At 75.8% G+C, this 22775-nt stretch carries 12 protein-coding genes; all 12 read left to right on the plus strand.

Annotated elements, in window-relative coordinates:
- Positions 1-27 precede the first annotated feature (27 nt).
- The 12 genes from AC069X_RS07405 to AC069X_RS07460 all read left to right on the plus strand — a co-directional run bounded on the left by AC069X_RS07405 (position 28) and on the right by AC069X_RS07460 (position 22745).
- Positions 28-5274, plus strand: coding sequence for an amino acid adenylation domain-containing protein (locus AC069X_RS07405; RefSeq protein WP_478726062.1), 5247 nt, complete (start codon positions 28-30; stop codon positions 5272-5274).
- Complete coding sequence (locus tag AC069X_RS07410) at positions 5271-11813, plus strand: amino acid adenylation domain-containing protein (RefSeq protein ID WP_478726063.1); 6543 nt, start codon at positions 5271-5273, stop codon at positions 11811-11813. The genes AC069X_RS07405 and AC069X_RS07410 overlap by 4 nt, the downstream gene beginning before the upstream one ends.
- Positions 11814-11817: 4 nt before the next feature.
- Entirely contained in the window at positions 11818-12828 is a 1011-nt protein-coding gene (locus AC069X_RS07415; RefSeq protein ID WP_478726065.1) for an ornithine carbamoyltransferase, read from the plus strand.
- Positions 12825-14336, plus strand: coding sequence for an MFS transporter (locus AC069X_RS07420; RefSeq protein ID WP_478726067.1), 1512 nt, complete (start codon positions 12825-12827; stop codon positions 14334-14336). The genes AC069X_RS07415 and AC069X_RS07420 overlap by 4 nt, the downstream gene beginning before the upstream one ends.
- A gap of 203 nt (positions 14337-14539) precedes the next feature.
- Positions 14540-15343, plus strand: a complete 804-nt coding sequence (locus AC069X_RS07425; RefSeq protein WP_478726069.1) for a Tat pathway signal sequence domain protein — start codon at positions 14540-14542, stop codon at positions 15341-15343.
- Between the two features lie 124 nt (positions 15344-15467).
- Positions 15468-16676, plus strand: a complete 1209-nt coding sequence (locus tag AC069X_RS07430) for an inositol-3-phosphate synthase (protein WP_478726071.1) — start codon at positions 15468-15470, stop codon at positions 16674-16676.
- A 104-nt stretch (positions 16677-16780) separates the two neighbouring features.
- On the plus strand, positions 16781-17665 hold the full coding sequence (locus AC069X_RS07435) for an SCO3242 family prenyltransferase (RefSeq protein ID WP_478726364.1): 885 nt from the start codon (positions 16781-16783) through the stop codon (positions 17663-17665).
- Complete coding sequence (locus AC069X_RS07440; RefSeq protein WP_478726073.1) at positions 17662-18558, plus strand: sugar phosphate isomerase/epimerase family protein; 897 nt, start codon at positions 17662-17664, stop codon at positions 18556-18558. Before AC069X_RS07435 ends, AC069X_RS07440 begins: the two co-directional genes overlap by 4 nt.
- Positions 18555-19238, plus strand: a complete 684-nt coding sequence (locus tag AC069X_RS07445) for an EboA domain-containing protein (protein ID WP_478726074.1) — start codon at positions 18555-18557, stop codon at positions 19236-19238. Before AC069X_RS07440 ends, AC069X_RS07445 begins: the two co-directional genes overlap by 4 nt.
- Before the next feature lie 29 nt (positions 19239-19267).
- Entirely contained in the window at positions 19268-20140 is an 873-nt protein-coding gene (locus AC069X_RS07450; RefSeq protein WP_478726076.1) for a TatD family hydrolase, read from the plus strand.
- Positions 20141-20160: 20 nt separating this feature from the next.
- Complete coding sequence (gene eboE, locus AC069X_RS07455) at positions 20161-21360, plus strand: metabolite traffic protein EboE (protein WP_478726077.1); 1200 nt, start codon at positions 20161-20163, stop codon at positions 21358-21360.
- Positions 21357-22745, plus strand: a complete 1389-nt coding sequence (locus tag AC069X_RS07460; protein WP_478726079.1) for an alkaline phosphatase family protein — start codon at positions 21357-21359, stop codon at positions 22743-22745. Before eboE ends, AC069X_RS07460 begins: the two co-directional genes overlap by 4 nt.
- Positions 22746-22775 lie beyond the last annotated feature (30 nt).

The raw sequence follows: 22775 nt of genomic DNA on the forward strand, positions 1-22775 counted from the left end.
CCACCCGATCCCGATGAAGGAGAGAACGTGAACGACCGTACGCAGTCGGGATCCGCCCCCGGCCGTCTGCTCCTGCCCGCCCTGTTCAGGGCCCAGGCCGCCCGCACCCCCCAGGCCCCCGCCGTCCTCGACGCCGACGGAACCGCCCTCGGCTACGCCGCCCTGGACCGGCTCGCCTGCCGCTACGCCGCCGCCCTGCGCGCCCGGGGAGTGGCCCCCGGCGACTTCGTCGGCGTCTGCCTGCCGCGCGGCCCCGAACTGGTCGCCGCACTGCTCGGCGTCTGGTTCGCGGGCGCCGGCTACGTCCCGCTCGACCCCAGCCACCCCGAGGCCCGGCTCGCCCTGGTGCTGGAGGACGCCGGCGCTGCCGTCGTCCTCGCCGCGTCCGGCACCGCCGCCCGGCTGCCCGCCGGCACCGCCGTCCTCGACATCGCCGACGCACCGGAGTCCGTACCGGACGCGGAGGCAGCCGCCTTCCCGCTGGCCCCCGACGCCGCCCGGCCCGCGTACGTGCTGCACACCTCCGGCTCCACCGGCCGCCCCAAGGGCGTCCTCGTCCCGCACGGCGGCATCGCCAACCGGGTCCGCTGGCTGGCCCACCGGCACAAGCTCGGCGCCGCCGACCGCTTCCTGCTCAAGACCACCATCGGATTCGACGCCGCCGGCCTCGAACTGTTCTCCCCGCTGATCAGCGGGGGAGCGGTGGCCATCGCCCCCGAGGACGCCGAACGCGACCCCGCCGCCCTGCTGCGCGCCGTCGCCGCGCACGGCGTCACCGTCCTCCAGGGCGTCCCCTCCGTCTACCGGCGCCTGGTCGAACAGTCCGGCTGGGAGGACGCCGGCGCCCTGCGGCTCGTCTTCAGCGCGGGCGAGCCGCTGCACGCCGAACTCTGCCGGGCGCTGGCCGAACTCGCCCCGCGCGCCGAGATCTGGAACACGTACGGACCCACCGAGGCCTCCGTCGACATCACCGAGCACCGCTGGGACCCGGCCCAGCAGACCGGCGCCGTCCCCATCGGCCGGCCCATCGCCCACATGCGGGCCCTCGTCCTCGACCCGGCCGGCCGGCCCGTCCCCGTCGGCGTCCCCGGCGAACTGCACGCCGGCGGCATCGGCCTCGCCCTCGGCTACCAGGGCCGCCCCGACCAGACCGCCGAACGCTTCGTGCCCGACCCGTACGGCGCCCCCGGCGAGCGCCTCTACCGCACCGGCGACCGCGTCCGCTGGCTCGCCGACGGCACCCTGGAGTACCTCGGCCGCCTCGACCACCAGGTCAAGGTCAACGGCGTCCGCATAGAGACCGGCGAGGTCGAGGCCGCCCTCACCGCCCACCCCTGGGTGCGCGCCGCCGTCGCCGCCGCCGTCCCCGACGGCTCGGGCGGACACCGTCTCGTCGCCTGGGTCCAGTCCCGGGGCGAGCGGCTGCGCCCCGAGGAACTGCGCACCTTCCTGCGCCGCGCCCTGCCCGACCCGCTGATCCCGTCCGTCTACGTGCCCGTCGCCGAGTTCCCGCTCACCGCCAACGGCAAGATCGACCGCTCCGCCCTGCCCGAGCCGGCCTCCGCCGCCCGCGCCGACGAGGGCGCGCACGTCCCCGTGCGCACCCCCGCCGAACGGGTCGTCGCCGAGCAGTGGTCGGCCCTCCTCGGCATCCCCGCCGAACGGATCGGCGCCACCAACGACTTCTTCCAGCTCGGCGGCGCCTCCCTGCTCCTCAGCCGGCTCGCCGAGGCCCTGACGGCCGCCGCCGGCACCCGCGTCCCGCTGCGCGCCCTGTTCACCGCCACCACCGTGGAGGCGCAGGCCGCCCTCCTCGCCGACGCCCCCGCCCTGGCCGCCGACGCCCCCGACGCGGACGACACCGTCCGGCCCGTGGAGCGCCCCGAGGAGGGCCTGCCCCTGTCGCCGGGCCAGCAGGGCCTGTGGCTCATGGACCGGATGCGGCCCGGCAGCGCCGAGTGGAACGCCCCCGTCTTCATCACCCTGCCGCACGCCTACGCCGACGAGACCGTCGCCGCCGCCCTGACCGCCCTCGCCGAGCGCCACGAGATCCTGCGCACCCGCTACGTCCTGCGCGGCACCGAGCCCGTGCAGACCGCCGACGCCGAGGCCCGCGTCGAACTGCGCACCACCCGCGCGGAGACCGCGGCCGCCCGGGGCGCCCTGATCGAGGACGAGTTCGGCCGGCCCTTCGACCTGGAGAACGGCCCCGTCTGGCGCGCCCTCTCCGTGCGCGGGGCGGACTCCCTGCACCTCGTGCTGTCCATCCACCACATCGCCTGCGACGGCTGGTCCTCCGTCGTCCTCGAACGGGACCTGCTCGCCCTCGCCGAGGCCGCGCACCACGGCACCGCCGCCGTGCTCCCCGCCCTGCCCGTGCAGTACGCCGACCACGCCGCCCACCAGCGGCGCCGGCTGGCCGGGACCGCCGCCGACGGGGAACTCGCCTACTGGAAGCGGGCCCTGGACGGCATCCTCCCCGTCGACCTGCCCGCCGACCGGCCCCGGCCCGCCGTCCGCGACGGACTCGGCGCCGCCCACGTGTTCACCGTCCCCGCCGAACTGGCCGAGCGGGCCGCCGCCCTCGGACGCGGCCACGGCGCGACCCTCCAGCAGACCCTGCTGACCGTGTTCGGGACCCTCGTGGCCCGGCTCACCGGCCAGTGGGACGTGCCGGTCGGCGTGCCCGTCGCCGGACGCGAGCGGCCGGAGGTCGCCGACGTCGTCGGCTTCTTCCTCAACACCCTGGTGATGCGCTGCGACGCCCCCGCCGACACCGCCTTCACCGACGCCCTCATCCGGGTACGGGACACCGCCCGCGCCGCCTTCGCCCACCAGGACCTGCCCTTCGACCGGCTCGTCGCCGAACTGGACGAGGCCCGCGACCCCGGCCGCACCCCCCTCTACCAGGTCATGTTCGACCTGCACGAGGAGGGCCGCACCGGCACCGCCGCCGGCGGCGACGACCTCGACGCCTTCCGCGGCGCCTGGCGCTCCGCCCGCACCGACCTCACCTTCGTCGTGCAGCGGCAGGCCGACGGCTCCCTCCTCGGCATGGTCGAGTACGCCACCTCCCTCTTCGACGCGGCCACCGTCGAACGGTTCGCGGCCGGCTGGGTACGGCTCCTGGAGTCCGTCACCGCCGACCCCGGCGTACGCCTCGGCCGCGCCGTCCTGCTCCCGGACGCCCTGCGCGGCGAGATCCTCGCCCTGGGCCCCGGCGCGCCCGAGCCCGGCGCCGGCCGGGCCGGCGAAGACGCCGTGCACACCGCGATCGCGGCCGTCGCCCGCCGCTCCCCGGACGAGACCGCCGTCGTCTGCGGCGGCGAGAGCTGGAGCTACGCCCGCCTGGAGCGCCGCGCCGAAGCCTTCGGGCAGCGGCTGCGGGAGCTGGGGGCGGGCCCCGAGACCACCGTCGCCGTGATGCTCGGCCGCACCCCCGACCTGATCGCCGCCTACCTCGGCACCTGGAAGGCCGGCGCCGCCTACGTACCGCTCGACCCGGCGGCCCCCGAGGAGCGCCTCGGCTACGTCCTGCGGGACGCCGGCGTCACCCTGCTCGTCTCCGACCTGGCCGGCGCCACCCGGCTCCGCGGCCACCACGAGGGCCCCTGGCTGGCGGTGGACACCGACGCGCGCCTGGCATCGCCGGGCTCCGCCGCCGCCGACCCCGTCGGGCGGCCCGGGGCCGGGATCGCCGGCTGGGCCCCCAGCGCGGACTTCGCCGCCGCGGCCGGGGCCGCCGCCCTGGCGGCGTGCAGCGACCCCGCGCTCGCCGCCGACGGGCTCGCCTCGTTGACCCGTACCGAAGGACCGGGCGAGCAGCACACCGAGGGGCTGCTGTCCTGGCCCGGCACACCGCCGGAGGCACCGGCGGACCCCGCGCGGCTGGCGTACATCATGTACACCTCCGGCTCCACCGGCCGGCCCAAGGGCGTCGCCGTCGAACACCGCACCCTGCTGGCGATGCTCCGCGCCTCGCAGGCCCACCTGGACTTCGGCCAGGGCCCCGACGACGCCTGGCTGGCCCTGGCCCAGCCCACCTTCGACATCTCCTGCACCGAGCTGCTGATGCCGCTCGTCGCCGGCGGCCGGGTGGTCCTCGCCCAGGAGCGGGACCTCGCCGACCACGCCGCGCAGCTGCGCCTCATCGAGGAGCACGGCGTCAGCCACCTCCAGGTCGCCCCGCCGCACTGGCAGATGCTCATCGACGCGGGCCTGGGCCGGCGCCCGCTCGTCGGCCAGACCGGCGGCGAGCCCTGCCCGCCCGCCCTGGCCCGGGACCTGTCCCGCCGCCTGCTGCGCTTCGTCAACGAGTACGGGCTCACCGAGACCACCATCGCCGCCACCCGCTGGGACGCCCACGACACCGCCACCGCCGTCCCCGTCGGCCGCGCCTACCCGCACGTCACCGCCCGCGTCCTCGACGCGTACCTGGAGCCCGTCCCGTACGGCACCACCGGCGAACTCTGCGTCGGCGGCGCCGGACTGGCCCGCGGCTACCACGGCCGCCCCGACCTGACCGCGGCCGCCTTCGTCCCCGACCCGTACGGAGCCCCCGGCGCCCGCCTCTACCGCACCGGCGACCGGGCCCGGATGTCCGCCGACGGCACCATCGAGTTCGCCGGCCGCGCCGACGGCCAGGCCAAGATCCGCGGCCGCCGCGTGGAGACCGGGGAGGTGCAGGGCGTCCTCGCCGAGCACCTCGGGGTCTCCCAGTGCGCCGTCGTCGTGCACGGCGCCGGCTCCACCGCCGCGCTGATCGGCTACTGGGTCCCGGCCGGGGCCAACCCGCCCGGCGACTCCGAACTCCTCGACCACTGCGCCCGCCGCCTGCCGGACTACATGGTGCCCGCGCTGCTGGTGCCCGTACCGAGGATCCCGCTCACCCGGCACAACAAGGTCGACACGGCGGCCCTGCCCGCGCCCGACCTCGCGGCCGCGCTCTCCGACGAGCCGTACACCGCGCCCGAGGGCCCGGTCGAGGAGATCGTCGCCGAGATCTGGGCCGAGGTCCTCGCCGGGGAGGACGGCTCCACCCGCCGGATCGGCTCCCGCCAGGGCTTCTTCCGGATCGGCGGCAACTCCGTCCTCGCCGCCCGCGTCATCGCCCGCCTCCACGAGGAGTTCGACGTCGAGATGCCGCTGCGCGCCGTCTTCGAGCACCCCACCGTCGCCGGTCTCGCGGCCGCCGTCGAAGAGGCCGTCCGCCTCGAAATCGAGACCCTCGACCACGCCGAACTCGCCATCGCCCACAGGGAGTACCAGCCGTGACCGCACCCACCGCACCCACGCAGGACGAGCTGCGGGCGGAGCTGCTGCGCAGACGGCTCGCCGGACGCGCGGGCCGCGCCGCGGGCGCCCCCGCCCGCACCGGGATCCCGCGCGCCGACCGCGACGCGCCGCTGGCGCTCTCCGCCGGCCAGCGCCAGCTGTGGTTCCTGCACCAGCTCGACCCGGACAGCCCCGAATACCTGCTGCCGCTCGCCCACCGGCTGCGCGGCCCCCTCGACGAGAGCGCCCTGCGCCGCTCCTTCGACGCGCTGGCCGCCCGCCACGAGGTCCTCCGCACCCGCTACCTCCTCGACGGCGGCGAACCCCGCCAGGCCGTCGACCCGGCCGGCCCCGTCGACTACGCCGTCACCGAGGTCACCGGCGTCGCCGAGGCCGACCGGGACGCCGCCGCGGCCGCCTTTGCCCAGGCCCGCGCCACCGAGGTGTTCGACCTGGCCACCCAGGCCCCGCTGCGGGTCCGCCTGCTGCGCCTGGCCGCCGACGACCACGTCCTGGTCGTGGTCATGCACCACATCGCCTGCGACGCCCTGACCCGGCCGCTGCTCCTCGCCGACCTCGCCGCCTGCTACCGGGCCGCGGGCACCGTCACCGGCCCGCTGGACGGCGTACTCCCCGAGCCGCCCGTCCAGTACGCCGACTACGCGGCCTGGATGAACGCCCGCCAGAGCGGCCCCGCCGCCGAGGCCGCCCTCGACTGGTGGCGCGGACAGCTCACCGGCACCGAACCGCTCGGCCTGCCCACCGACCGGCCCCGCCCCTCCGTACGCGGCTGGGCCGGCGCCGTCGCCGAGTTCGACGTGTCCGCCGCCACCGCGGCCCGGCTGCGCACCCTCGCCGAACAGGAGGGCGCCACCCTCTTCATGGTCCTGCTCAGCGCCTACCAGGCACTGCTGGGCCGCTACACGGGCAAGCAGGACGTCAGCGTCGGCACCGCCGTCTCCGGCCGCACCCGCCCCGAACTCCAGCGGATGGCCGGCTACGCCTACAACAGCCTCGTGCTGCGCGGCCGCTGGCAGGGCGACCCCGCCTTCCGCGAGCTGCTCGCCGGCAACCGCACCGCCGTCCTGGACGCCTTCGACCACCAGGACACCCCCTTCGACCGGATCGCCGACGAGCTGGAACCCGAACGGGACCTGTCCACCACCCCGCTCTTCCAGGTGATGTTCGACCTGGCCTCCGGCCAGGGCTCCGACAGCCCCGACCTGCCCGGGCTCACGGTCACTCCGGTCGCCGCCCAGGGCCGGATCGCCCGCTTCGACCTCACCATGCACCTCGCCGAACGCCCCGACGGCTCCCTGCACGGCGCCCTTGAGTACGCCACCGACCTGTTCGAGGCCGCCACCGCCGAGCGGATCACCGGCCACTACGCCGCCCTGCTCGCCGCCGTCGCCGAACACCCCGGCGCCCCCCTGTCCACCCTGGAGTTCCTCGGCGACGCCGAACGCGCCCTGCTCCTCGACGGTCCCGCCGAGCCGGTCGGCGCCCCCGTGGACTCCGCCGCCCTGCGGCCCGTCTTCGAGACCATCGCCGCGCAGGCCGCCGCCACCCCCGGCGCGGTCGCCGTCCGGCACGCCTCCGGCGAGCTCACGTACGCCGAACTCGACGCACGCGCCGACCGGTTCGCCCGCCGCCTCGTCCAGCTCGGCGTACGCCCCGACGACACCGTCGGCGTCCTCCTGGACCGCGGCCCCGACCTCGTCGCCGCGCTCCTGGGCATCTGGCGGGCCGCCGCCGCGTACGTCCCGATCGACCCGGGCTACCCGGACGAGCGCATCGCCTACATGCTCGGCGACACCGGTACCCGCCTCGTCGTCACCCAGTCCGGGCACGCCTCCCGCTTCGAGAACGGGGCCGTGTCCCTCGACGTCGTCGTCGTCGACGACCCCGCCGAGCGGACCGCCCTGGCCACCGCCGAGGCCGAACTGCCCGCCGCGTACGACCTCGACCAGCTCGCCTACGTCATCTACACCTCCGGCTCCACCGGCAAGCCCAAGGGCGTCCTCATCGGTCACCGGGGCCTGGCCAACTACCTCACCTGGACCGCCGGCGCCTACGCATCGGCCGGCACCGGCGGAGCGCCCCTGTTCTCCTCCGTCGCCTTCGACCTCGGCGTCCCCGACCTGTACGCCCCGCTGATGACCGGGCAGAGCGTCCGCCTGCTGCCCCAGGACTTCGACACCGCCGACCTCGGCGCACTGCTCGCGGCCGGGGGACCGTACGCCTTCATCAAGCTCACCCCCGGCCACCTCGACCTGCTCTCCCAGCAGCTCGACCCCGCGCAGGTCCGCGACCTGGCCGGACTGGTCATCGCCGCCGGCGACTCCTTCACTCACCGCCTCGCCGAACGCTGGGCCGCCGCCGCCGGCCCCGACGGCACCCGCCTCGCCGCCGAGTACGGCCCCACCGAGATCACCGTCGGCAACTCCGCGCACTTCCTCGCCGCGGACGGCGCCCCCCACGGCCCCGTCACCACCGAACTCGTCTCCATCGGCCGGGCCATCCCGAACACCACGATGTACGTCCTCGACGAACACCTGCGCCCGCTGCCCCTCGGCGTCCCCGGCGAGGTGTGGATCGGCGGCACCGGCCTGGCCCGCGGCTACGCCGGCCGCCCCGACCTCACCGCCGAACGCTTCCTGCCCGACCCGTACGGCGCCCCCGGCGCCCGCATCTACCGCACCGGCGACCTCGCCCGGGTCCTGCCCGACGGCAGCCTCGACTTCGTCGCCCGCATCGACCACCAGGTCAAACTGCGCGGCTACCGCATCGAACTCGGCGAGATCGAGACCGCCCTCACCGCCCACCCGGGCATCGGCGAGGCCGTCGCCCTCGTCCGCGAGGACACCCCCGGCGACAAGCAGCTCGTCGCCTACCTCGTGCCCGCGCCCGGCGCCGACGAGGCCGCACTGGCCCCCGCCGCCCTCAAGGAGGTCCTCGGCGAGGCCCTGCCCGCCTACATGATCCCCTCCGCCTACCTGCGCCTGGACGCCCTCCCGCTGACCGCCAACGGCAAGCTCGACCGGCGCGCCCTGCCCGCACCCGGCCGCGAGGCCACCGCCGTCGGCGAACACGTCGAGGCCCGCGACGCCGCGGAGGCCTCCATCGCCGCGGTCTGGGCCCAGGTCCTCGGCCTGGAGAAGGTCGGCGTCCACGACAACTACTTCGACCTCGGCGGCGACTCGATCCGCGCCGTCTCCCTCGTCGGCGCCCTGCGCGAGGCCGGCTGGGAGACCAGCGTCCGCGACGTCTTCGAACACCGCACCGTCGCCAGGCTGCGCGCCGCCCTCGGCGACCAGGCCGGCGACGGCTCCGCCGAACGCGAGGACGGCCCGGTCGCCCCCTTCGCCCTGATCTCCGACGAGGACCGGCTCACCCTCCCCGCCGACGTCACCGACGCCTACCCGGTCTCCCGGATCCAGGCCGGCATGCTCGTCGAGATGCACGGCCGCAGCGGCGAGAACCGGTACCACAACATCACCTCCTTCCGGATCCGCGACGCCCTGCCCTTCGACCCCGAGGTCTTCCAGCGCGCCGCCGACCTGATCGTGGAACGCCACGAGGTGATGCGGACCTCCTTCGCCATGGCCGGATACAGCGAGCCGCTCCAGCTGGTCCACGCCGTCGGCACCATCTCGATGCCGTGCGTCTTCGAGGACCTGCGCCACCTGCCGCGCGAGGAACGCGAGTCCACCCTGTGGTCCTTCGCCGACCGCGACCGCGAGGAGCTGTTCGACCTCACCGCCGCCCCCCTCATGCGCATGGCCGTCCACCTCGTCGACGACGAGAGCTGGTGGCTGTCCATCACCGAGTGCCACCCCGTCATCGAGGGCTGGAGCTACCACTCCCAGCTGATGGAGCTGCTCCGCGCCTACAACGCGATGCGCACCGGCGGCGAACCCGAACCGGCGCCGCCCGTCCCGGCCGTGCGCTACGCCGACTTCATCGCCGGCGAACTGCGCTCCCTGGCCGGCACCGAGGACCGCGACTACTGGCGCGAACTCGTCGACGGCCACGAGAAGTTCACCATCCCCACCGGCTGGGCCGGCGACCCGCACGGCAGGGACGAGCGCTACCGCATCGACATCTCCCTCGCGGAGGCCGAGCCGGGCCTGCGCGCCCTCGCCTCGGCCGCGCAGGTCCCGTACAAGAGCGTCCTGCACGCCGCGCACAGCAAGGTCCTGTCCCTGCTGACCCGGGCCGGGGCCTTCCGCGGCGGGATGGTCGCCGACGCCCGGCCCGAGGAGGCCGGCGCCGAGCGGGTCTCCGGCATGTACCTCAACTCCGTGCCCTTCCCGTACCGCAAGGGCGCCGCGACCTGGGGCGAGCTCGCCCAGGAGGTGTTCGCCCGCGAGGTGTCGCTGTGGCCGCACCGCCGCTACCCGATGCCCGCCATGCGCGTGCCCGGCGGCGAGAGCCACCTCATCGACGTGCTCTTCCACTACCTGGACTTCCACCAGGTCGACGTGGAGCTCATCGACATCATGGCCAGCCGCGACGACAGCCCCAACGAGTTCCCGCTCGTCGTCGGCACCCCGGTGCGCGGCCACATGTCCCTCGCCTCCCGGACGCGGACCCTCTCCAAGGCCAACGCCGAGCGGCTCGCCGGGCTCTACAAGGCGGTGCTCGCCGAGATGGCCCGCACCGGGGCCGACGGCGACGCGACCGGCGCCTTCCCCAGCACCTACGAGAAGGCCCGCCTGGCCGCCCCGCCGCTGCCGCACCCCGAGACCCCGGTGGACGTCCTCGCCGGCTTCGAGGCGCAGGCCGCCCGCACCCCGTGGGCCACCGCCCTCACCGGCACGGGCACCCCCGGCACCTCGTACGCGGAGCTCGACGAGCGGGCCAACCGCATCGCCCGCCGGCTGCGCGCCCTCGGCGCCGGCCCCGAGACCCGGGTCGCCGTGCTGCTGGACCGGGGGCCCGAGCTGGTCGCCGCCCTCCTCGGCGTGTGGAAGGCCGGCGCCGCCCAGCTGCCGGTCGACCCCTGCACCCCGGACACCCGCATCGCCGGGCTCGGCTTCGAACTGGCCCTCACCGGCGCCGCGTACGCCGGCCGCTTCGACGGGATCCTGCCGGGGGAGCGGGTACTGACCACCGACGCGGTCTCCCACGAGGGCGACGGCAGCCCGCTGGGCCTGGACCTCGACCCGGACCGGCTGGCCTACGTCCTGCACACCTCCGGCTCCACCGGCACCCCGAAGGGCGTCGAGGTCAGCCACCGCGCCCTCGCCCACTACCTCGACTGGGCCGTACGCGCCTACGCCGAGGCGGGCACCGGCGGCGCCCCCTGGTTCACCTCGGTCGGATTCGACCTGGGCATGCCCGCCCTGTACGCGCCGCTGCTGACCGGACAGCCGGTCCACTTGCTGCCGCAGCACTGGCAGCCGGGGGAGTTCGGGCCGCTCCTGCTGGCCGGAGCCCCGTACTCCTTCGTCGGGCTGACCCCCGGCCACCTCCAGCTGCTGGAGGCGCAGCTGACCGACAGCGAGCTCGGCGGCCTCGCCGGGATCACCGTCTGCGCCGGCGACGCCTACCCGACCGCGCAGGCCGAGCGGGTCTCGGCCCGGATCGCCGCGGCGGGCGGCCGGATGCTGCTCGGCGCCGAGTACGGCCCCACCGAGGCCACCGTCGCCGCGACCTTCGGGTACGTCCGCCCCAACACCGGGCGCACCCTGGTCCCGCTGGGCTCCCACCTCCCCGGCGTGCTGCTGCGGATCCTCGACGAGCGGCTGCGGCCCGTGCCCGACGGCATCGCCGGCGAGGTCTGGCTCGGCGGCGAGGGGCTGGCCCGGGGCTACGCGGGACAGCCCGCGCTCACCGCCGAATCGTTCCTGCCCGACCCGTACGGGCTGCCCGGCACCCGCCTCTACCGCACCGGCGACCTGGCCCGCCTGCTGCCCGGCGGGGTCCTGGAGTTCACCGGCCGCGCCGACGAGCAGGTCAAGATCCGCGGACACCGCGTCGAACCCGGCGAGGCCGAAGCCGCCCTCACCGCCGACCCGGCCGTCCGCGAGGCGCTCGTCGCCCCCGTGGACGCCGCCGACGGCGGGAAGCGGCTCGCCGCCTGGGTGGTCCCCGCCGACGGGGCGCCCGTCGAGGTCCCGGCCCTGCGCGACCGGCTGCGCACCGTCCTGCCGGCCGCCGTCATCCCGGCCACCGTCACCGTCGTCGCACAGCTCCCGCTGACCGCGAACGGCAAGCGCGACAAGGCCGCCCTGGCCTCCCGCCAGGCCACCGCGACCCCGATGCCCTACACCGCCCCCCGCACCGACCTGGAGAAGGTGCTCGCCGAGGTCTGGTCCGAGGTCCTCGGCATCGAACAGGTCGGCGTCCACGACGACTTCCGCGACCTCGGCGGCGACTCGCTGCTCGTGGCCCCGCTGCTCGTCACCGCACGCCGGCACGGACTGGCCCTCGACCTGGCCACCGCGCTCCGCAACCACACGGTCGCCCAGACCGCCACCGCGCTCGAAGCCGCCGCCCGCCAGGACGGCGCACCCCACCCCCGGAAGGGCTGATCCGATGGACCGCCACACCACCGACCGGCAGGGCCGCCACCCCGCCCGCCACCTGATCTCCATCGACGACCTCACCGACCGGGAGCTGCGCCGGATCGTCGCCCGGGGCGCCGAGTTCTCGGCCGGCACCGCCACCGGCTCCGACGCCCTCGACGGCCTCGTCGCCGGGATCTACTTCGCCAAGACCTCCACCCGCACCCGCACCGCCTTCTCCTCCGGGGCGCTGCGCGTCGGCGCCCGCATCGTCGCCTACGGCCCCGGCGACCTCCAGCTGAACACCGGGGAGTCCGTCGAGGACACCGGCCGCGTCCTGTCCGGGATGCTCGACGTCCTCGTCGCCCGCACCGCCGGCCCCGAGGCCGAACTGCGCGGCTGGGCCTCCCAGGACCGGATGGCCGTCGTCAACGCCATGAGCGCCGAGGAACACCCCACCCAGGCCCTCACCGACCTCACCACCCTGCTGCGCCACTTCGGCCGGATCGAGGGCCTGCGCGTCCTCTACGTCGGCGAGGGCAACAACACCGCCGCCGCCCTGGCCCTGGCCCTGACCCGCTTCCCCGGCGTCCACTTCGAGCTGCGCACCCCGCCCGGCTACGGGCTGCTGCCGTCCATCACCCGGCGGGCGCTGGCCCAGGCCGAGCGCACGGGCGCCGTGCTGGAGGAGCGCCACGACATGGACGCGCTGCCCGAGGGCTTCGACGTCGTCTACACGACGCGCTGGCAGACCACGGGCACCGAGAAGCCCGACGCGAACTGGCGGGAGATCTTCGCCCCGTTCCAGGTCACCGCGGGCCTGTGGGAGGCCAGTCCGCTCGCCGTCTTCATGCACGACCTGCCCGCCCACCGGGGCGAGGAGGTCACCGCGGAGGTGCTGGACGGGCCGATGAGCATCGCCTTCGCCCAGGCCGCCAACAAGATGCACAGCGCGATGGCGGTACTGGAGTACACCCGCTCCGGCCCGGAAACGGGCGCGGACGACCTGGCCGGGCCGCGTCCCGTCCTGGCCGTACGGTGACCCCGCCGCCGAAGACGGCGACGGACCCGGCGGTCCTCCCGTGGCACCTGGCCGAAAAGGCCTCCGCAGCCGCGAGCGCCTCCGGCGCCGGGAGCACGGGGGAGGGCGGCACCGCCCCTGCCGTCGTGGAACCCTCCGCCGGGGCAGCGGCCGACGGCCGGGCCACGGCCGGAGCCGAGGGCGCGGCCGAGGCCGGAGCCGAAGCGAGCGCCGGAGCCGAAGCAGGCACCGGAGCCCGGCCCGGGGACGGAGTCCCCGCCGGGGCGGGAAGCGGGGACCCCGCCGGAGGCGAGGAGGCGCCGGCGGCCGTTCCGCTGCGCCGGAACCGGGACTTCTCGCTGCTCTGGGGCGGCGCCGGGCTGTCGCTGCTCGCCGGGCGGGCCACCGCCGTGGCCTACCCGCTCACCGTGCTGTGGCTCACCGGCTCGCCCGGCGACGCCGGCCTGGTCGGCACCGCCCTCCTCCTCCCGCAGCTCCTCGTCCAGCTCCCCGGCGGCGCCCTCGTCGACCGCTGGGACCGGCGCCGGATCATGCTCGGCGCCGGCCTCGGCCAGGCCCTGGTCGCCGGAGCCGTGGCGGCGCTGCTGCTCAGCGGCCACGTCTGGCTCTGGGCCCTGCTGGCCGCCGCCTTCGTGGAGGGCACGCTCGGCGTCCTGCACCAGCTCGCGGAGCGGGCCGCCGTCCCCGCCGTCGTCCCCGCCGAGCAGCTCCCCGCCGCCCTCACCGGGAACGAGGCGCGGACCAGGGGCGCGGCCATCGCCGGCCAGCCCCTGGGCAGCGGCCTGGTCGCCCTCGGCGCCTCCTTCCCCTACGTGGCGGCGCTCGTCGGCCAACTCGCCTCCGTCGCGCTGCTGTTCGGGGTCCGGGGCAAGCTCCAGACCGAGCGCACGGGCCCGCGCCCCGACCTCCTCGCGGACGTCAAGGAGGGCCTGGTCTGGATGTGGCGCCAGCACTTCCTGCGCGCCGTCATGGCCGCCGTGGCCGTCTCCAACCTGCTCTTCCAGGGCCTCAACCTCGCGGTGATGACCGGGATCCAGGAGAACCACGGCTCCCAGTTCGAGATCGGCCTCGTCCTCTCGCTGAGCGGCGTCGGCGGGCTCGTCGGCGCCATCACCGGCGGCTGGTGGTCCACCCGGTTCTCGCTGCGCGCCCTGGTCCTCGGCGGCCTTGCCGTCTGGACCGCGCTCATGGTGCCCGTCGCGGTCCTGCGCGACCCCTTCGCCCTCGGTGCCCTGTTCGCGGCCAGCGGCTACGTCGGCGGCGTCTTCAACGTCGCCGGCGGGGTCTTCATGGTCCGCGTCGCCCCCGACCGGATGCGGGGCAGGGCCAACTCCCTCGCCATGCTGGTCGGCGGCGGGGCCATGGCCGCCGGGCCCGTCGCCGCCGGCTTCGCCCTGGAGGCGTACGGGCCCACCCGTACCGTCCTCGGCCTCAGCGCGGCCATGGGCCTCACCACGCTCGTCGCGCTGCTCTCGCCCGCCCTGCGCCGCAACCCGCTCGACGCGTAGCCGCGTAGCCGCGCAGGCCGTCCCGTACCGCTCCCCGTACCCGCGCAGGCCCCCTCCCAGGGGGCCTGCGCGGTCGTTTTCCCGGGGCTCGCACGGACGTACGGGACGTATAGAGCGGCCGTAGAGGGCCACGGAAAAGTACAGGTCATCGCAGTCCCCCGAATGCCCGTCCGCATCCGCGCCAGACCCTGAAGGAGCACGACATGCCGCTCAACTCCATGGACCGGAGGAGCGTCCTGCGGACCGCCATCGGCGTCGCCGGAGCCGCCGCCGCCGTCGGCCTCGTCGGTGCCGCGCCGGCCGCCGCCCACGGCCACGGCCACGGCCGCCCCCGCCCGGAGCTGCCCGAGGTCGAGGGCCTGGTGGGCGACCGCTGGGCGAGCGAGTTCTGGTACGACTACGACGAGATGTCGTACTACAACCCGAACGAGGGGATGAAGGCCGCGGTCGCGGCGATCACCGCCCCCTTCGGCGGGTTCACCAAGTCGTACGACGCCTGGGTCGCCACCCGCAAGGGCGGCCGCTACCCGCGCAGCTGGATGGAGATCATCCAGCCGAACCGCGCCCACTTCGAGCTGCTCTCCCGCGAGCAGCGCAAGGTCTACGACAAGTGGTACGGCCGCGACCCGAAGGGTCTCGTCTTCGCCTTCCAGGAGTTCGGCCAGGGCACCCTGTTCGACCCGCGCCGCCCCGCCGGCAACAAGGTCCACATGATGAACTACACGCCGCCGACCCCCACCCAGGCGTACCACCGCTGGCACGCCTACCTGCAGTCCTTCCAGCTGCTGAACATCGACCGCCGGTTCTGGGCGCACATCAACCGCCTCACCGGCATGGCCTGGGAGCTCCAGTCGATCGGCAAGCCGGTCAACGACGCCAACGACAACAAGCACCTGCCGAAGCACGTGGTCAACAAGGTCACCGCCAAGTGGCTGTGCCGCTCCGACGCCAAGGTCACCGCGGCCTTCGACGTCTGGCCCTACCCGGCCGACATGTACGCCAAGTGACCTCCCCCCGGGGCCCGTCCGCCGTACCGGACGGGCCCCGGACCCGCACGCGCCGGCCCCCACACCCGGCCGCCCCCACACCCGGCCCCCCGCATTCCTTACGGCTCAGGAGGATTGGCACACCATGCGAGACACGACCGGATCAGCACCCCGAATCGGCGTCTGGATGGTCGGCGCGCGAGGCTCGGTCGCCACGGCCGCCATCGCCGGCGCCGCGGCCATCGTGGCCGGTGCCGCCTCCCCCGTCGGGTGCGTCACCGAAACCCCCCCTTTCGCGGACGCGCCCCTCCCGGCCCTCGCCGACCTGGTGTTCGGCGGACACGACGTCGTCGGCACCCCGCTGTCGGCGAGGGCCGGACAGCTCGTGGACGCGGGAGTGCTGCCCGCTTCCGTCCTGCGGGCGCTCGACACCCCGCTGGCCGCCGCCGAACTGGAGATCCGCGACGGATCCCCCCGCCCCGGCGAGACCCAGTCCGAGACCGCCGCCCGCCTCGCCGAGGACATGGCCTCCTTCCGCGACCGGCACGCCCTGGAGCAGGTCGTCGTGGTCAACGTCTCCTCCACGGAGCCGCTGCCCGAGCCCGACCCGGCCTTCCTGGACCTCGCCGCCCTCGAAGCGGGCCTCGCCGCCGGCTCGGTCACCCTGCCCGCCAGCTCCCTCTACGCCTACGCCGCCTTCACCGCCGGCTTCTCCTACGTCAACTTCACCCCCTCGGCGGGCGCGGCACTGCCCGCCCTGGAGGAACTGGCCCGGCTGCGCCGCGTCCCGCACGCCGGCCGCGACGGCAAGACCGGCGAGACCCTCGTCAAGAGCGCCCTCGCGCCCATGTTCACCCAGCGCGCGCTGCGCCTGCGGTCCTGGTCCGGCACCAACCTCCTCGGCGGCGGCGACGGCGCGACCCTCGCCGACCCGGCGGCGGCCCGATCCAAGACCGAGTCGAAGCAGCGCAGCCTCGAGGAGACCGTCGGCCACGCCGTCGAGGGACAGGTCCACATCGACAACGTCCCCGAGATGGGCGAGTGGAAGACCGCCTGGGACCACATCTCCTTCGAGGGCTTCCTCGGCGTCCGGATGACCATGCAGTTCACCTGGCAGGGCTGCGACTCCGCGCTGGCCGCCCCGCTGGTCCTGGACCTCGTACGGCTCACCGCGCTGGCCGGCCGGCGCGGCGAGGCGGGGGCGCTGCCCGCCCTCGGCTTCTTCTTCAAGGACCCGGCCGGCTCCGCCGAGCACAACCTCACCCTCCAGTACGAGACCCTGCGCGCCTGGGCCACCGCCCCGGCAGCCGCCGCACCGTCCCGCACGGACCCGCTGACCGGGGCCCGGCCGTGACCCCGGCAGCCGGCCCGGCCGCCGGTCCCGTCGCGCGCCCGGCCGCGACGGCCCCCGCGGCCGGGCGGCCCCGCCCCGGCGCCGCCCCCGCCGGGCCGCTGCGCCTGCCGCCCTTCCCCGGGCGGGCCTTCCGCGCCCGGCGCACCCTGCGCGCCTACGCCGAGCTGCTCCGCGCGCCCGCCGCCATCACCGTCCCCGGCGACGTCCTCGCCGGGGCGCTGGCCGCCGGGCGCGGTGCCGGACCCCGCACCCTGGGCCTGGCCGGCTCCTCCGTCTGCCTCTACTGGGCCGGCATGGCCCTCAACGACTGGGCCGACCGGGAGCAGGACGCCGTCGAGCGGCCCGAACGGCCCCTGCCGTCCGGCCGGATCAGCCCCCGTGCCGCCCTGGCCACCGCCGGCGCGCTCACCGCCGCCGGCCTGGGCGCGGCCGCCCTCGCGGGCGGGGCCCGTACCGTCCTGCGCCGCACGCTGCCGCTGGCCGCCGCCGTCTGGGCCTACGACCTCGGAGCCAAGAACACCCCCCTCGGCCCCGCCGTCATGGCCGCGGCCCGGGGCCTGGACGTCCTGCACGGCACCGGCCCCGGACCGGCCCGCCCGGCCCTCGTGCCCGCGGCCGCCGTCGCCGGCCACACCCTGGCCCTGACCCGGCTCAGCCGCCACGAGGTCGCCGGGGCCCCGCCCGTCGAGGCGGCCCTGACCGCGCTGGGCTCCGCCGCCGCGGCCGCCGGCACCCTCACCCGTGCCGCCGGAGCCGTACAGGGCGCCGCCCTCGCCCTGTACGGCGCCGGCTACGGCCCCGCCCTCGCCCGGGCGGTGCGCCGCCCCGCCGCGCCCGAGGTGCGGCGGGCCGTCGGCGCCGGCATCCACGCCCTCCTGCCCCTCCAGGCCGCCCTGGCCGCCCGGGCCGGAGCACCCCGGCTCGCCCTCCCGCTCGCCGCGGCCCTGCCGCTGGTGCGCCGGCTCTCCCGGAAGGTCTCCCCGACATGAGCGCCCCCGCCGCGCTCCGGTTCTCGTACGGCACCAACGGCCTCGCCGACCACCGGCTCGGCGACGCCCTGCGGCTCCTCGCCGACCTCGGCTACGAGGGCGTCGCGCTGACCCTGGACCACCAGCACCTCGACCCGTACGCGCCCGGACTCGCCGCCCGCCTCAACGGGATCCGGCGCGCCCTGGACGACACCGGCCTGGACGTCGTGATCGAGACCGGCGCCCGCTACCTCCTCGACCCGCGCCGCAAGCACCGGCCCACCCTGCTGTCCGCCGCACCGGAGGGCCGCGCGCTCCGCCTCGACCTGCTGCGCCGCGCCGTCGGCATCGGAGCGGTCCTGGGCGCCGGGGCCGTGCACTTCTGGAGCGGTACGCCCGACCCGGACACCACCCGCGAACAGGCCTGGCGGCGGCTGGTCGACGGCTGCGCCGAGACCCTCGGCCACGCCGAGGCCGCCGGCGTCGACCTGGCCTTCGAACCCGAGCCGGGCATGCTCGTCGCCGACCTCGCCGGCTACCGCAGGCTGCTGGCCGACCTCGGCCGGCCGGACCGCTTCCGGCTCACCCTGGACCTCGGGCACTGCCGGTGCCTGGAGCCCTGGCCCGTCGCCGAATGCGTGGCCCTGGCCGCCGACCGCCTCGCCCACGTCCAGATCGAGGACATGCGCCGGGGCACGCACGAGCACCTCCCCTTCGGCGAGGGGGAGATCGACTTCCCGCCCGTCCTGCGCGCCCTCGCCGACACCGGCTACCAGGGGCTCGTCTCCGTCGAACTCCCGCGCCACAGCCACGCCGGAGCCGACTCCGCCCGCCACAGCATCGCCTTCCTGCACGCGGCCGCCGGCCGGCGCCCGCAGCAGCGGACCCACCAGAAGGAGGCCGTACCGGTATGACCGCCCCCACCCTCGCCCCGCCCGCCGCCACCCTCGCGGACCGCGCCGTGCACGACGCGCTGACCCTGCGCACCCTGCGGGAGTCCCTGCGTTCCGTCCTCGGCCAGGAGCACCGCGTCCGGCTCACGGCCGCCCTCGAAGCCGTCGCGGCCGAAGGCCCCGCCGCCCTCGACCGCCGCTTCCCGGCCGCCGGACGCGAGTACGGCCGCGGCCCCCTGCCCGGCTGGTCCGACTGGGCCGTCGAGGACGCCGTACGCACCCTCCTGCTGCTCGCCCTGACCCGCTACGGCACCACCGGCGCGGCCCTGGCCGAGGAAGCCGCCGGCCGGTACGTCCACGGCGACGCCGCCGAACGCCGCGGCGTCCTGCGCGCCCTGCCGTTCCTGCCAGTCGGCGACCGCGCCGTGCACCTCACCGACGACGCCGTGCGCACCAACGACAACCGGCTCATCGCCGCCGCCCTCGGCCCCTACGCCCGCGCCCACCTGGACCAGTACCGCTGGCGGCAGGCCGTCCTCAAGTGCCTGTTCACCGGCATCCCGCTGGCCAAGGTCGCCGGACTGCGCGAACGCCGCGACGCCGAACTGGCGCGGATGGCGCACGGCTTCGCCGCCGAGCGGCGCGCCGCCGACCGTCCCGTGCCCGCCGACCTGTGGTCCGTGGCGACCCTCGACAACTGACCCGACCCACCCCTCACCGGAGCCCCGCCATGCGCATCTTCGACCCGCACATCCACATGACGTCCCGCACCACGGACGACTACAGGGCCATGCACGCCGCCGGCGTGCGCGCGCTGGTCGAGCCCGCGTTCTGGCTGGGACAGCCCCGGACCTCCCCCGCCAGCTTCACCGACTACTTCGACGCGCTGCTCGGCTGGGAGCCGTACCGCGCAGCCCAGTTCGGCATCAGCCACCACTGCACGATCGGCCTCAACCCCAAGGAGGCCAACGACCCGCGCTGCACCCCCGTCCTGGACCTGCTGCCCCGCTACCTCGCCAAGGACGGGGTCGTCGCCGTCGGCGAGATCGGCTACGACACCGTCACCGAGGCCGAGGACCACGCCTTCGCCGTCCAGCTCGCCCTCGCCGTCGAGTTCGGCCTCCCCGCCCTCGTCCACACCCCGCACCGCGACAAGGCCGGCGGCACCGAACGCTCCCTCGCCGTGATCCGCGAATCGGGCATCGACCCCGGCCACGTCGTCCTCGACCACCTCAACGAGGTCACCGTCCGCGAGGTCCGCGACTCCGGCTGCTGGATGGGCTTCTCCATCTACCCCGACACCAAGATGACCCCGGACCGCATGGTCGCCATCCTCAAGGAGCACGGCACCGAGCGGATGCTCGTCAACTCCGCCGCCGACTGGGGCCACAGCGACCCGCTGCTCACCCGCGCCACCGCCGAGGCCATGCTCGCCGCCGGCTTCGACGAGGACGACGTGGACCGCGTGCTGTGGCGCAACCCGGTGGCCTTCTACGCGCAGTCGGGCCGCCTCGGCCTCGACGGCGCTGCGGTCTTCGCAGGGGGGGATGTCCAGGCCGCCGGCCTGTACGCGGGCAACTCCATCGCCCGCGGCGGAAACTGATCAGGAAAGAGGAACGCCTGATGCGCTTCCGCCACCCGGACGGCACCGCCGTCCACCTCGCCTACTGCACCAACGTGCACCCGGCCGAGACCCTGGAGGGGATCACCGCCCAGCTCGACACGTACGCCGCGCCCGTCCGCCGGGCCACCGGCGAACCCGTCGTCGGTCTCGGCCTGTGGCTGCCCGTGGACGCCGCCGCGGCCCTCGCCGCCGACCCGTCCACCGTCACCCGGCTGCGCGGCGAGCTCACGGCCCGCGGCCTGGAGACGGTGACCCTCAACGGCTTCCCCTACCGGGGCTTCCACGCCCCCGTGGTCAAGCGGGCCGTGTACTACCCGGACTGGTCCGAACCCGCCCGGCTCGAGTACACCCTGAACCTGGCCCGGATCCTGGCGCAACTGCTGCCCGCCGACGCCGAACGGGGCTCGGTCTCCACCCTGCCGCTGGCCTGGCGCACCGCCTGGTCGCGCACCCGGACGGCCGCCGCCGCCCGCCACCTCGACGCGCTCGCCGCCGGCCTCGCCCGGATCGAGGCGGAGACCGGCCGGACCGTGCGCGTCGCCGTCGAACCCGAGCCGGGCTGCGTCGCCGAGACCACCGACCAGGCCATCGAGGTGCTGGCCGGCGTCGACCACGACCGGATCGGGCTCTGCCTGGACGCCTGCCACCTGGCCGTCGCCCACGAGGAGCCCGCCACCGCCGTCGGCCGGCTCCTCGCGGCCGGGCTCCAGGTGGTCAAGCTCCAGGCCTCCAGCGCGCTGGAGGCCGCCGACCCGCAGGACCCCCGGGTACGGGAGGCCCTGGCCGCCTTCGCCGAACCGCGCTTCCTGCACCAGACCCGCGAGGCCGGGCCCGACGGCACCGGACTCCACGGCTCCGACGACCTCGGGCCCGCCCTGGCCGGGGCGCTGCCCGGCAAGGCGCCCTGGCGGATCCACTACCACGTGCCCCTGCACGAGGAGCCGGCCCCGCCGCTGTCCTCCACCGGGCCGGTGCTGCGGGACACCCTGCGCACCCTGTTCGGCGGGGACCACGCCGTCACCGACCACATCGAGGTCGAGACCTACACCTGGTCGGTGCTGCCCGAGGACGCGAGGCCCGTCGGGGAGGCCGGCCTCGCCCGGGGCATCGCCGCCGAACTCACCTGGACGGCGCGGGAGCTGACCGCGCTCGGCCTGACCCCGGCCGTTCCGGCCGGGGAGAAGGAGCACGGATCATGACCCCCTCCGTCCGGCGGAAGAAGACCGCCGTCCTGTGCACCGTCGGCCTCACGCCCCGGCTGCTGCCGCACATGCCCAACGTACGGGCCATCGGCGAGCAGGGCTTCGCCGCCCCGCTCGACACGGTGTTCCCCGCCGTCACCGCGACCGTCCAGGCCACCCTCACCACCGGTACCCTGCCGCGCGAACACGGGGCCGTCGGCAACGGCTGGTACTTCCGCGACCACGGCGAAGTGATGATGTGGCGCCAGCACAACGCCCTCGTCCGGGGCGAGAAGGTCTGGCACGCCGCCCGCCGCCACGACCCGGACCACACCACCGCCTACCTGTGCTGGTGGTGGGCGATGGGCGCGGACGCCGACACCGTGCTGACCCCGCGCCCCGTCTACCACTACGACGGCCGCAAGGCCCCCGACTGCTACACCGTCCCGGCCGCCCTGCGTGACGAACTGACGGCCGCCCAGGGTGAGTTCCCCCTCTTCAACTACTGGGGACCGACCGCCTCGCTGACCTCCACCCGGTGGATCGCCGGCGCCGCCCGGCACGTCGCGGACACCCGCGACCCCGACCTGTCCTTCATCTACGTCCCGCACCTGGACTACGACCTCCAGCGGTTCGGCCCGGACGGCCCCGAGGCCGTGCGGGCCGCCCGCGAGGCCGACGCCGCCCTCGGGCCGCTCCTCGCCGAGCTGCGCGAACGCGGCACCACCGTCGTCGCGCTCAGCGAGTACGGCATCTCACCGGTCAGCCGGCCCGTGGACATCAACCGGGCGCTGCGCCGCGAGGGCCTGCTGTCGGTCTACACCCAGCGCGGGATGGAGTACCTCGACCCGTACACCTCCCGGGCCTTCGCCGTCGCCGACCACCAGGCCGCCCACGTCTACGTGGCCGACCCGGCCGACATCCCGCGCGTGCGGGACGTGCTGAAGTCCCTGGACGGGGTCGACGAGATCTGGGACCGGACCCAGCAGGCCGACTACGGCATCGACCACCCCAACTCCGGCGAGCTCGTCGCGGTGTCGGAGCCCGACGCCTGGTTCACGTACTACTACTGGCTCGACGACCGGCGCGCCCCGGACTTCGCGCGCGGCGTCGAGATCCACCGCAAACCGGGCTACGACCCGGCCGAGCTGTTCTTCGACCCCGCCGATCCGGCGGCCAAGGCGAAGGCGGCCCTCGCGGTGCTGAAGAAGAAGGCGGGGATGCGCGCACCGCTCCAGGTGGTGCCGCTCGACCCGGGCTGCGTCCGGGGCAGCCACGGACGCCTGCCCGGCGACGACCGGGACGCGCCCGTGCTGCTCTGCTCGGACCCGTCCCAGGAACGGCCCCGCTACCACGCCACCGAGGTGAAGGACCTGCTCCTGCGCCTCGGCGGACTGACCTGACAACGCCCTCAAGGGGGGAGAGGAGGACCC

Source organism: Streptomyces sp. NPDC043896 (genome assembly GCF_056435605.1).

Excerpts from the sequence above, each read along its gene's own strand:
- AC069X_RS07415 (WP_478726065.1), top strand. The coding sequence starts at position 11,818 with ATGGACCGCCACACCACCGACCGGCAGGGCCGCCACCCCGCCCGCCAC.
- AC069X_RS07425 (WP_478726069.1), top strand. The coding sequence starts at position 14,540 with ATGCCGCTCAACTCCATGGACCGGAGGAGCGTCCTGCGGACCGCCATC.
- AC069X_RS07430 (WP_478726071.1), top strand. The coding sequence starts at position 15,468 with ATGCGAGACACGACCGGATCAGCACCCCGAATCGGCGTCTGGATGGTC.
- AC069X_RS07440 (WP_478726073.1), top strand. The coding sequence starts at position 17,662 with ATGAGCGCCCCCGCCGCGCTCCGGTTCTCGTACGGCACCAACGGCCTC.
- AC069X_RS07445 (WP_478726074.1), top strand. The coding sequence starts at position 18,555 with ATGACCGCCCCCACCCTCGCCCCGCCCGCCGCCACCCTCGCGGACCGC.
- AC069X_RS07450 (WP_478726076.1), top strand. The coding sequence starts at position 19,268 with ATGCGCATCTTCGACCCGCACATCCACATGACGTCCCGCACCACGGAC.
- eboE (WP_478726077.1), top strand. The coding sequence starts at position 20,161 with ATGCGCTTCCGCCACCCGGACGGCACCGCCGTCCACCTCGCCTACTGC.
- AC069X_RS07460 (WP_478726079.1), top strand. The coding sequence starts at position 21,357 with ATGACCCCCTCCGTCCGGCGGAAGAAGACCGCCGTCCTGTGCACCGTC.